The sequence below is a fragment of the Pseudomonas sp. IB20 genome (assembly GCF_009707325.1).
Lineage (GTDB): Bacteria > Pseudomonadota > Gammaproteobacteria > Pseudomonadales > Pseudomonadaceae > Aquipseudomonas.
Genome location: NZ_CP046103.1, coordinates 2,176,947 through 2,188,988 on the forward strand (window position 1 = coordinate 2,176,947; position 12,042 = coordinate 2,188,988).

General features: G+C 59.9%; 9 protein-coding genes. 4 read left to right on the forward strand and 5 right to left on the reverse strand.

Annotated features, from left to right (window positions below; translation table 11 throughout):
• Position 1 precedes the first annotated feature (1 nt).
• The 5 genes from GJU48_RS10185 to gloB all read right to left on the reverse strand — a co-directional run bounded on the left by GJU48_RS10185 (position 2) and on the right by gloB (position 7,257).
• The gene (locus GJU48_RS10185; RefSeq protein ID WP_094953757.1) at positions 2 to 1,075 is read right to left on the reverse strand and encodes a microcin C ABC transporter permease YejB; all 1,074 of its coding nucleotides are present in this window, start codon (positions 1,073 to 1,075) and stop codon (positions 2 to 4) included.
• Positions 1,076 to 2,908: an extracellular solute-binding protein gene (locus GJU48_RS10190; protein ID WP_094953758.1), complete on the reverse strand. Its 1,833-nt coding sequence runs from the start codon at positions 2,906 to 2,908 to the stop codon at positions 1,076 to 1,078. It lies immediately after the preceding gene.
• Positions 2,905 to 4,734 (reverse strand): extracellular solute-binding protein, encoded by a 1,830-nt coding sequence (locus tag GJU48_RS10195; protein ID WP_094953759.1) that lies wholly within the window; start codon positions 4,732 to 4,734, stop codon positions 2,905 to 2,907. Before GJU48_RS10195 ends, GJU48_RS10190 begins: the two co-directional genes overlap by 4 nt.
• A 244-nt stretch (positions 4,735 to 4,978) precedes the next feature.
• Positions 4,979 to 6,391, reverse strand: a complete 1,413-nt coding sequence (locus tag GJU48_RS10200) for a transglycosylase SLT domain-containing protein (protein WP_094953855.1) — start codon at positions 6,389 to 6,391, stop codon at positions 4,979 to 4,981.
• 98 nt (positions 6,392 to 6,489) lie between these two features.
• Positions 6,490 to 7,257 (reverse strand): hydroxyacylglutathione hydrolase, encoded by a 768-nt coding sequence (gloB, locus tag GJU48_RS10205; RefSeq protein WP_094953854.1) that lies wholly within the window; start codon positions 7,255 to 7,257, stop codon positions 6,490 to 6,492.
• Positions 7,258 to 7,322: 65 nt separating this feature from the next.
• Here gloB and GJU48_RS10210 point away from each other — a divergent pair, with 65 nt between their 5' ends.
• The 4 genes from GJU48_RS10210 (at position 7,323) to GJU48_RS10225 (ending at position 12,038) form a co-directional block, all read left to right on the forward strand.
• Positions 7,323 to 8,081: a methyltransferase domain-containing protein gene (locus GJU48_RS10210; protein WP_094953853.1), complete on the forward strand. Its 759-nt coding sequence runs from the start codon at positions 7,323 to 7,325 to the stop codon at positions 8,079 to 8,081.
• 86 nt (positions 8,082 to 8,167) lie between these two features.
• Complete coding sequence (gene rnhA, locus GJU48_RS10215) at positions 8,168 to 8,620, forward strand: ribonuclease HI (protein WP_094953852.1); 453 nt, start codon at positions 8,168 to 8,170, stop codon at positions 8,618 to 8,620.
• A gap of 228 nt (positions 8,621 to 8,848) precedes the next feature.
• On the forward strand, positions 8,849 to 9,589 hold the full coding sequence (gene dnaQ / locus GJU48_RS10220; protein WP_176463026.1) for a DNA polymerase III subunit epsilon: 741 nt from the start codon (positions 8,849 to 8,851) through the stop codon (positions 9,587 to 9,589).
• Between the two features lie 193 nt (positions 9,590 to 9,782).
• Positions 9,783 to 12,038 carry an Orn/Lys/Arg family decarboxylase gene (locus GJU48_RS10225; protein ID WP_094953792.1) on the forward strand — a complete coding sequence of 752 codons (2,256 nt, stop codon included), beginning with the start codon at positions 9,783 to 9,785 and terminating at the stop codon, positions 12,036 to 12,038.
• Positions 12,039 to 12,042 lie beyond the last annotated feature (4 nt).

Here is a 12,042-nt window from a genome sequence, read left to right on the forward strand (position 1 = left end):
CTCAATGCTCCCGGCTGGCAAAGTCGATACGCGGATCGACCAGGGTGTAGGTAAGGTCGCCGATCAGTTTCACCACCAGCCCCAGCAAGGTGAAGATAAACAGCGTGCCGAAGACCACCGGGTAGTCACGGTTGATTGCCGCTTCAAAGCTCATCAGGCCCAGGCCGTCGAGGGAGAAGATCACTTCGACCAGCAACGAGCCGGTGAAGAAAATCCCGATAAACGCCGAGGGGAAGCCGGCGATCACCAGCAGCATGGCGTTACGGAACACATGGCCGTAGAGCACGCGGTGGTTGGTCAGGCCCTTGGCCTTGGCGGTGACCACGTATTGCTTGTTGATCTCGTCGAGAAAGCTGTTTTTGGTCAGCAGGGTCATGGTCGCGAAGTTGCCGATCACCAGCGCGGTGACGGGCAGGGCCAAATGCCAGAAATAATCGAAGATCTTGCCGCTCCAGCTCAGCTCATCGAAATTGTTCGAGGTGAGCCCGCGCAACGGAAACCAGTCCAGGTAACTGCCGCCGGCAAACACCACGATCAGCAGGATCGCAAACAGGAACGCCGGGATCGCATAGCCGACGATGATTGCCGAGCTGGTCCACACGTCGAAGTGGCTGCCGTGTCGTGTGGCCTTGGCGATCCCCAGCGGGATCGACACCAGGTACATGATCAGCGTGCTCCATAACCCGAGGGAGATCGACACCGGCATCTTTTCCTTGATCAGGTCGATGACCTTGGCGTCTCTGAAGAAGCTGTCGCCGAAATCCAACTGGGCGTAGTTCTTGACCATGATCCACAAGCGTTCCGGCGCCGACTTGTCGAAGCCGTACATCTTCTCGATTTCCTTGATCAACGCGGGGTCCAGGCCCTGGGCGCCACGGTAGCTGGAGCCGGCCACCGAGACTTCGGCACCGCCACCGGCGATGCGGCTGGTGGCGCCTTCAAAGCCTTCGAGCTTGGCGATCATCTGTTCCACCGGGCCACCGGGAGCGGCCTGGATGATGATGAAGTTGATCAGCAAAATCCCAAACAGCGTGGGGATGATCAGCAACAGGCGGCGAACAATATAGGCCAGCATTTAATCGCCTCCGCTCGCCGGGTCGGCGCTCGTGTCCAGGGTAACGGCAGGTTTCACGTCAGGCTTGGCCCACCAGGTGGAGGTGCCGACGTCGTAGCGCGGCGAGACTTTGGGGTGCCCCAAGTGGTCCCAGTACGCCACGCGGAAGGTCTTGATGTGCCAGTTGGGGATCACGTAATAGCCAAACTGCAATACGCGGTCCAGGGCCTTGGCGTGGGCGATCAGGCTTTGACGCGAGTTGGCGTCGATCAGCTCTTCGACCAACTGGTCGACGGCCGGGTCCTTGAGCCCCATGTAGTTGCGGCTGCCGGGTTTGTCGGCGCTGGAAGACGCCCAGAACTCGCGTTGTTCGTTACCCGGCGAGGTGGATTGCGGAAAGCTGCCCACCAGCATGTCGAAATCGCGCGAGCGCAGGCGGTTGATGTACTGCGAAACGTCAACGCGTCGAATGACGAGGTTGATGCCCAGGTCGGCCAGGTTGCGCTTGAACGGCAGCAGGATGCGCTCGAACTCGGTCTGGGCCAGCAGGAACTCGATGGTCACCGGTTTGCCGGTGGTGTCGACCATCTGGTCATCGACGATCTTCCAGCCGGCCTCTTGCAACAACTGGTAGGCCTCGCGCTGCTGGGTGCGGATCATGCCGCTGCCATCGGTCTTGGCCGGTTCGAACGCCTGGGTGAAGACTTCGGCGGGGATCTTGTCGCGAAGCGGCGCCAGAATCGCCAGCTCATCCGGGCCGGGCAGGCCGGTGGCGGCCATTTCTGAGTTTTCAAAGTAGCTGCGGGTGCGCGTGTACGCGCCGTTGAACAGCTGCTTGTTGCTCCACTCAAAATCCAGCAACAGGCTGATCGCCTTGCGCACCCGCACATCCTGGAACATCGGCTTGCGGGTGTTGAACACAAAGCCCTGCATACCGGTCGGGTTGCCGTTGGGGATTTCTTCCTTGATCAACCGGCCCTGGGCCACCGCCGGAATGTTGTAGGCGTTGGCCCAGTTCTTCGCGCTGAACTCCAGCCAGTAGTCGAATTGCCCGGCCTTCAAGGCTTCCAGCGACACTGTGCTGTCGCGGTAGTAGTCGGTGATGCGGTTATCGAAATTGTAGAAACCTTGGGTCACTGGCAGGCCCTTGGCCCAGTAATCCTTGACCCGCTCGTAGCGCACCATGCGCCCGGGCTTGACCTCGGCGACCTTGTACGGCCCGCTGCCCAGCGGTATTTCCAGGTTGCCCTTGGCAAAGTCGCGGGTGGCCCACCAATGCTTGGGCAAGACCGGCAATTGGCCGAGGATCAGCGGCAGTTCGCGGTTATTGGTGCGCTTGAACTTGAACAGCACCCGCAGCGGGTCTTCGGCCACCACTTCGTCGACGTCGGCGTAGTAGGTGCGGTAGAGCGGCGAGCCATCCTTGATCAGCGCCTGGAAGGTGAACACCACGTCTTCCGCGCGGATCGGGTGGCCATCATGAAAGCGCGCTTCGGGGCGTAGGTAGAACCGCACCCAGCTGTTGTCCGGGGCTTTCTCGATCTTGCCGGCCACCAGCCCGTATTCGGTGATGGGCTCGTCCAGGCTTTGCATGGCCAGGGTGTCGTATATCAGCGGCAGGTTGTCCGCTGGCACGCCCTTGCTGATGTAAGGGTTGAGACTGTCGAAGCCGCCCATGCTCGATTCGCGGAAGGTGCCGCCCTTGGGCGCGTCGGGGTTTACGTAGTCGAAATGTTTGAAGTCGGCGGGGTATTTTGGCGGCTCGTTGTAGAGGGTCAGCGCGTGTTGCGGCGCGGCGCTGACCGCGCTGCACAGCAACAGGCTGGCGAGTAATGCACGGCGTAAATACATCATTGGGCTTTCTCCGAAGCTTTCAGCCACCATGCGCTCAGGCCCAGGCTGTAGGGCGGCGTGGTGACAAAGGCGAACCGGTTGCGGTACGCCAAACGATGATAGTTGAGGTACCAGTTGGGAATGCTGTAGTGCTGCCACAGCAGCACTCGGTCGAGGGCGCGGCCGGCGGCCAATTGTTCTTCGCGGGTTTGCGCCGCCAGCAGTTGCTCCAGCAGGCGATCGACCAGCGGGTTGGCGATGCCTGCGTAGTTCTTGCTGCCCTTGATCGCGGCTTGGCTTGAGTGGAAGTACTGCCACTGTTCAAGGCCGGGGCTCAAGGTCTGGTTGAGGGTGATCAGGATCATGTCAAAGTCGAACTGATCCAGGCGCTGCTTGTATTGCGCGCGGTCAACGGTGCGCAGGCGCGCGTCGATGCCGATGCTGATCAGGTTCTCGACATACGGCTGCAGGATGCGCTCCAAGTTCGGGTTGACCAGCAGGATTTCAAAGCGCAGCGGTTGCCCGTCACTGTTGAGCAGGCGTTGCCCCGACAGCTTCCAGCCGGCTTCGCCCAACAAGGCCAGGGCGCGGCGCAGGGTCTCGCGTGGGATACCGCGACCGTCGGTCTGCGGCAGGCTGAAGGCTTGAGTAAACAGGTTGGCCGGCAACTGGTCGCGGTACGGCGAGAGCATCAGCCATTCATGGCCCACCGGCACGCCGGTCGCGGAAAACTCGCTGTTGGGGTAGTAACTCAAGGTGCGCTTATAGGCGCTGCTGAACAGGGTGCGGTTGGTCCATTCAAAGTCGAACATCAACCCCAAGGCTTCGCGCACCTTGGTCTGGGCGAAGGTTGGCCGCCGCGTGTTCATGAACAGGCCCTGGCTCTGGGTCGGGATCTGGTGGGCGATCTGCGCCTTGATCACTTCGCCCCGGTTGACCGCCGGGAAGTTATAGCCGGTGGCCCAGTTCTTGGCCTGGTGTTCGATATAGATATCGAATTCGCCGGCCTTGAAGGCTTCGAAGGCCACGTCGCTGTCGCGGTAGAACTCCACTTCGACCTTGTCGTAGTTGTAGAAGCCCCGGTTGACCGGAAGGTCTTTGCCCCAGTAATCCTTGACCCGTTCGAACACCAACTGCCGCCCAGGGGTGACCTGGGTGATGCGGTACGGCCCGCTGCCTAAAGGCGGTTCGAAGGTGGTGGCCTTGAAGTCGCGGTTTTTCCAATAGTGCTGGGGCAATACCGGCAGTTCGCCCAGGCGCAGGATCAGCAACGGGTTGCCGGCGCGCTTGAACACAAAGCGGATACGGTGGCGGCTAAGGATGTCGACCCGCGCCACTTCCTGCAGGTTGGTGCGGTACTGCGGGTGGCCTTCGGTTAGCAAGGTGCGATAGGAAAACGCCACGTCGTAGGCGGTGATCGGTTTGCCATCGTGGAAGCGCGCTTGTGGGCGCAGGTTGAACACCACCCAGCTGCGATCCTCGCTGTACTCCACTGACTCGGCAATCAGCCCATAACTGGAGGTGGGTTCATCGCCGGACGGCGCGTACTGGCCGGTGCCGACCATCAAGGGCTCGTTCAGCTCATTGACGCCGTATTGCAGGAAATTGGGGGTGGACACCGGGCTTGAGCCCTTGAAGGTGTACGGGTTGAGCGTGTCGAAGGTGCCAAATGCCATGACCCGCAATGTCCCGCCTTTCGGCGCTGCAGGGTTTACCCAATCGAAGTGGGTGAATTTGGCCGGGTACTTGAGCGTGCCGAACTGCGTGTAACCGTGGCTCTCGGTAATCGTCGCGTTCGCACCAAAGCTCAAGGCCAGACTTATTAGTAGAAGGAGGGGACGCTTCAAGTCAGAGATCCGATCCAGGCGGCTTGGGCTTTATGATCGGTACAGTAACAGCTTGTTCCGGTTGGAAAAAGGCTGCTGAAAACACCCCGCTTGGGGGCTGCTAAGGTATTGAACTGTGTGGAGAACAAATGTGGGAGCTGGCTTGCCTGCGATGCAGCCTTTGGGCGCACTTCATGATGCTATCGCAGGCAAGCCAGCTCCCACACAAGCCAGCTCGCCACAGCAAGCCTGCTTGCGCAGAGGTTTATCTTGGCCCGGAAACCACCAGCATCTGCCCAGGTTTCAACGCCTGGCCGGTGCGCGGGTTCCAGCGCTTGAGATGTTGCATCTCAACGTTGAAGCGCTTGGCGACGATGTACAGCGAGTCGCCTTTCTTGACCTTGTACTGCACCGGCTTCTTGGCGCCGGACTTGGCCACCAGCTTGCGCGTGTCTTGCATCACCAGGGTCTGGCCGACCTTGAGGGCCTGGCCGTTGAGCTTGTTCCAGCGCTGCAGGTCATGCACATCGACCTTGTTCGCCTTGGCGATCAACGTGAGGTTGTCGCCATTGCGCACCTTGTAGTTGCGGGTGCGCCCGGCCACTCGCGTGGTCTCAACTTCGTCGAATACCTGCTTTTTAGGGCGCATCGCCAGCAATTCTTCCGGCTTCATCGTCGAAAGGGTGCTAGTGAGCAGTTGCGCCTTGGAACTCGGCACCAGCAAATGCTGGGGGCCATCGAGTGTAGTGCGTTGTTTCAAGGCCGGGTTGAGCTGGAAGAGCTCGTCTTCGTCGATTTCAGCCAGCGCGGCAACCCGTGAGAGGTCCATGCTTTGCTTGACTTCAACCACTTCGAAGTACGGTGTGTTGGCAATCGGGTTCAGGTTGACGCCGTAGGCCTCGGGGGCCAGTACCACCTGAGACAGCGCCAGGAACTTGGGCACGTAGTCCTTGGTTTCCTGGGGCAGGGGCAGGTTCCAGTAGTCAGTGGGCAGGCCGAGCTTCTCGTTCCGCTCGATGGCCCGGCTGACCGTGCCTTCGCCGGCGTTGTAGGCCGCCAGGGCCAGCAGCCAGTCGCCGTTGAACATGTCATGCAGACGCGTCAGATAGTCCAGGGCGGCGGTGGTGGAGGCGGTGATGTCACGGCGGCCGTCATAGGCGCGGGTCTGGCGCAGGTTGAAGTAGCGCCCGGTGGAGGGGATGAACTGCCACAAGCCGACTGCATCGCTGCGCGAATAGGCCATTGGGTTGTAGGCACTTTCAATCACTGGCAGCAGCGCCAGCTCCAGGGGCATGTTGCGTTCTTCAAGGCGTTCGACGATGTAATGAATGTAGAGGCTGCCGCGTTCTCCGGCGTTCTCCAAAAAGGACGGGTTGCTGGCGAACCACAAACGCTGTTGCTCGATGCGTGGGTTGACACCTAAGCCGTCCTGCAATTGAAAGCCCCGTCGCATGCGTTCCCAGACATCCTGGGGCACTTCGGGGCTGGGCTTCTCTGATAGCCAAATAGGTTTTTGCTTGATCTTGACGGCAAGATTGGGTTTGGGTTGCACGGTGGATTGTGCAGCGTAATTAGTCGATTGGCAGCCCGCCAGAGTAGCGGACACAGCCACCGCCACGGCTTGAGCCAGGCGGGTCAATGCGTCTGAAGAAATGGAATTACGAATAGATGACGACATTGGCTGGAAGTAAGTTCCGGGCAAAAATGTCGGGCGATTCTAGAAAGCGCTTTGGTTCCGGTCAACCATTCAGAAATTTCGTATCAGATTGCATCCTGTTAGAACTTATCTTTCCACGCCCTCAAGCTAGCAAACACCTCGGCCCCAGAGCGGTTATCGCGCCCATTCCGTTCGTCTGCTTTTTGTTTAACGGATGTTTCAGCGGTACGTAGAAAAGGGTTAGTGCGTTTTTCCAGGGCCAGGTTGGACGGCAGCGTGATTTCGCCGCGAGCCCGCAGCTGCTTGACGGCTTCCACTCGCTCGGCGATATCGGTGTTATCCGGCTCCACGGCCTGGGCGAATTTAAGGTTACTTTGTGTGTACTCGTGGGTGCAGTAAACCAGTGTTTCGGCAGGCAACGCGGCGAGGCGTTCCAGCGAGGTGTACATCTGTTCCGGCGTGCCTTCGAACAGTCGTCCGCAACCGGCGGCAAACAGCGTGTCGCCACAGAACAGCAGGCCCAGGTGGTAAAAGGCGATATGCCCAAGGGTGTGGCCCGGCACGCTATAAATGTCGAAGTCCAGGCCCAATACGGTGACACGGTCGTTATCTTGCAAGGCGACGTCTCGAGCCGGGATCTTCTCGTTCGCCGGGCCGTAGACCTTGGCGCCAGTAACACTTTTCAGTTGCTCGACGCCGCCGACATGATCATGGTGATGGTGGGTGATCAGGATGTCGCTGAGGCTCCACTGCGGGTTCTGCTTGAGCCAGGCCAGCACCGGCGCGGCATCGCCGGGGTCGACCACGGCGCAGCGCTGGGTTTGCGGGTCCTGTAACAACCAGATGTAGTTGTCGGTGAACGCGGGTAGGGCACTGATCTGTATCATTCTTCGATTCGCCAAGCTGAACACATTGGTGCATCTTAGAACGTCTAGGCGAGTTGGAGAATGCAATGACTGATAAAGCGTTCGCCCAGGCCGATCCTGAGTGGCTGGCCCTGATCAGCGCAGCCCGTGAGTGGCTGTCCGGGCCCATCGGGCAATTTTTGCTGGACGAAGAGCGGCGCATGCTCGAAGACGAGCTGGGCCGGTTCTTTGGTGGCTATCTGGTGCATTACGGCCCATCGGCCCAAACGCCGCCTGCTGCGCCCCAGGTGCAACGTAACGTGCGCCTCGGTGCGCCGTTGCCGGGCGTCGAGATTGTGTGCGAGGAGCAGGCCTGGCCCTTGAGCGAGCATGCCGCCGACGTGGTGGTGTTGCAGCATGGCCTGGATTTCTGCCTGTCGCCCCACGGTTTGCTGCGCGAAGCCGCAAGCAGTGTGCGCCCTGGTGGCCATTTGCTGATTATCGGCATCAACCCCTGGAGCAGTTGGGGCCTGCGCCATGTATTCGCCCATGACGCCCTGCGCCAGGCGCGCTGTATCTCGCCTTCGCGGGTAGGCGACTGGCTGAACCTGCTGGGCTTTGCGCTGGAGAAACGCCGCTTCGGGTGCTATCGTCCGCCGCTTGCGTCGACCAAGTGGCAAGGCCGTCTGGCCGGGTGGGAACGCCGGGCGGGCGCCTGGCAACTGTCGGGTGGCGGCTTCTATTTGTTGGTGGCACGCAAGATCGTGGTCGGGCTGCGGCCGGTACGCCAGGTGCTGCGCCAACCTATGGGCAAGCTGGTGCCGATGCCGATGGCCAAGGTCAATCGCAAGCAAAGCGAACCGTAAAAACTCTTTTTGATTACCGGCCGAGTCTTTCGGCCTCGGGATACTGTCGGTCCATTACCGCCAGCCCGTTTTGATGGATGCAACCGATGACCGATAGCGTAGAACTCTTCACCGATGGCGCCTGCAAGGGCAACCCGGGCCCCGGCGGCTGGGGCGCCTTGCTGGTGTGCAAGGGCGTGGAGAAGGAGTTGTGGGGCGGCGAAGCCAACACCACCAACAACCGCATGGAGCTGATGGGCGCCATTCGTGGGCTGGAAGAACTCAAGCGCCGCTGTGACGTGCTGTTGGTGACCGACTCGCAATACGTGATGAAAGGCATCAACGAGTGGATGGTCAATTGGAAGAAGCGCGGCTGGAAAACCGCCGACAAGGAACCGGTGAAAAATGCCGACCTGTGGCAACTGCTCGATGAGCAATGCAACCGCCATAACATCACCTGGAAATGGGTGCGCGGGCACATCGGCCACCCAGGTAACGAACGCGCCGACCAGTTGGCCAACCGGGGTGTGGATGATGTGCGGGGCTACAAGCAGAGCTGATGGCGACTCACGTGTTAACATCGCGCCCCTTGATTCACACCACACTGCATACCACCGTTGAGAGCTGAACCCTGATGGCCATCCGATCTGCGCCGACCAGTTGGCCAACCGGGGTGTGGATGATGTGCGGGGCTACAAGCAGAGCTGATGGCGACTCACGTGTTAACATCGCGCCCCTTGATTCACACCACACTGCATACCACCGTTGAGAGCTGAACCCTGATGGCCATCCGATCTGTTGTACTCGATACCGAAACCACCGGCATGCCGGTGACCGATGGTCACCGGATCATCGAAATCGGCTGTGTCGAATTGATGGGTCGGCGCCTTACCGGTCGCCACTTCCACGTCTACCTGCAACCGGACCGTGACAGTGACGAAGGCGCTATCGGCGTCCACGGCATCACCGACGAATTCCTCAAGGGCAAGCCGCGCTTCGCCGAAGTGGCCGACGAGTTTTTCGAGTTCATCAACGGCGCGCAGTTGATCATCCACAACGCGGCGTTCGACGTCGGTTTCATCAATAACGAATTTGCCCTGATGGGGCAGAAGGATCGTGCGGATATCTCCCAGCACTGCTCGATCCTCGACACCTTGATGATGGCCCGTGAGCGTCACCCGGGCCAGCGCAACAGCCTGGATGCCTTGTGCAAACGCTACGGCGTCGACAACTCCGGTCGTGAACTGCACGGCGCCTTGCTCGACTCCGAGATTCTGGCCGACGTTTACCTGACCATGACCGGCGGGCAGACCAGCCTGTCCCTGGCGGGTAATGCCTCTGACGGCAACGGCTCGGCGGAAGGTTCAGGCAACCGCCCTTCGGAAATTCGCCGTCTGCCGGCGGATCGCAAGCCCACTCCGATCATTCGTGCCAGTGAGCAGGATTTGGCTGAGCATGCGACGCGGTTGGAAGCGATTGCCAAGTCGGCCGGTGCGCCGGCGTTGTGGTCGCAGCTGACGCAGCAATAAGATCGGCTGAACTTGATCAAACGGTGGGAGCTGGCTTGCTTGCGATAGCCATAGGTATCTACACATTTTGTCTATGCCCATCGCAGGCAAGCCAGCTCCCACAGCTGATTTACAGCGCCTGTAAAATCTTCATTCGCCACATCCGCTCCCAGCTTCTACCCTGAGTACATAGCCCTCAGGACTATCAGCACTCATGTACAAAGACCTGAAGTTCCCTGTTCTTATCGTACATCGCGACATTAAGGCCGATACCGTTGCCGGTGATCGGGTTCGAGGCATCGCCCGAGAGCTGGAACAAGAGGGTTTCAGTATTTTTTCCGCCGTGGACTACGCCGAAGGGCGGCTGGTGGCTTCTACCCATCACGGCCTAGCGTGCATGTTGATCGCTGTCGAAGGCGCCGGGGAAAATACCCACCTGCTGCAAAACATGGTCGAACTGATCCGCCTGGCGCGGGTGAGGGCGCCCAACCTGCCTATCTTTGCCCTGGGCGAGCAAGTCACCCTGGAAAATGCGCCGGCCGATGCCATGAGCGAACTCAACCAACTGCGCGGCATTCTTTATTTGTTCGAAGACACCGTGCCGTTTCTGGCTCGGCAAGTCGCTCGCGCGGCGCGCACTTACCTTGATGGCTTGTTGCCGCCGTTCTTCAAAGCCTTGGTGCAACACACCGCCGACTCCAACTACTCGTGGCACACACCCGGCCATGGCGGCGGCGTGGCGTATCGCAAGAGCCCGGTAGGGCAGGCATTTCATCAGTTCTTCGGTGAAAACACCTTACGTTCTGACTTGTCCGTTTCAGTGCCGGAACTGGGCTCGCTGCTCGATCACACCGGGCCGTTGGCGGAAGCCGAAGCCCGCGCCGCGCGTAACTTTGGCGCCGATCACACGTTTTTTGTGATCAACGGCACCTCGACCGCCAACAAGATCGTCTGGCACTCCATGGTCGGCCGCGACGACTTGGTGCTGGTCGACCGCAACTGCCACAAGTCGGTGTTGCACTCGATCATCATGACCGGCGCGATCCCGCTGTACCTGTGCCCGGAACGCAATGAACTGGGGATCATCGGCCCGATTCCCTTGAGTGAGTTCAGCCCCGAGTCGATCCGCGCCAAGATCGATGCCAGCCCCTTGACCCGTGGCCGGCCAACCAAAGTGAAGATGGCGGTGGTCACCAATTCCACCTACGACGGCCTGTGCTACAACGCCGAGCTGATCAAGCAACAATTGGGCAACAGTGTCGAGGTGTTGCACTTCGACGAGGCCTGGTACGCCTACGCGGCCTTTCACGAGTTCTTTGCCGGGCGTTATGGCATGGGCACCTCGCGCACCCCGGACAGCCCGCTGGTGTTTACCACCCACTCGACCCACAAGTTGCTGGCCGCCTTCAGCCAGGCCTCGATGATCCATGTGCAGGATGGCGGCGCACGGCAACTGGACCGCGACCGCTTCAACGAAGCGTTCATGATGCACATCTCCACCTCGCCGCAATACAGCATCATTGCCTCGCTGGACGTGGCCTCGGCAATGATGGAAGGCCCGGCCGGGCGTTCGTTGTTGCAGGAAATGTTTGACGAGGCCCTGAGCTTTCGGCGTGCCCTGGCCAACTTGCGCCAGCACATCGCTGCTGAGGATTGGTGGTTCTCCATCTGGCAGCCGCCTTCGGTGGCGGGCATCGACCGGGTCGTTACGGCTGACTGGCTGCTGCACCCGCAGGATGACTGGCATGGCTTTGGCGATGTGGCCGAAGATTACGTACTGCTCGACCCGATCAAAGTGACCCTGGTGATGCCCGGCCTGAGCGCCGATGGCGCCTTGAGCGACTGCGGGATTCCCGCCGCAGTGGTCAGTAAATTCCTCTGGGAGCGTGGGCTGGTGGTGGAAAAGACCGGGCTGTATTCCTTCCTCGTGTTGTTTTCCATGGGCATAACCAAAGGTAAATGGAGTACCTTGCTCACCGAATTACTGGAGTTCAAGCGCAGCTATGACGCGAATGTGAGCTTGGCAAGCTGCTTGCCATCGGTGTTTGCCCAGGGCCCAGCGCGCTATCAAGGCCTGGGCTTACGCAACCTGTGCGATCAATTACACGGCTGTTACCGTGGCAATGCCACGGCCAAACACCTCAAGCGGATGTACACGGTATTGCCGGAAATCGCCATGAAGCCGGCCGACGCCTACGACCAATTGGTCAGGGGGGAAGTGGAGGCGGTTTCCATCGATGCCTTGCCAGGGCGCATCGCTGCCGTGATGCTGGTGCCTTATCCGCCGGGCATTCCGTTGATCATGCCGGGCGAGCGCTTTACCGAGTCGACGCGATCGATCATCGACTACCTGGCTTTTGCCCGGACGTTCGATAGCAGCTTTCCCGGTTTTGTCGCTGATGTTCATGGGTTGCAACACGAAGACGATGGCAATGGTCGTTGTTACACCGTCGATTGCATCAAGGGTTAAGGAT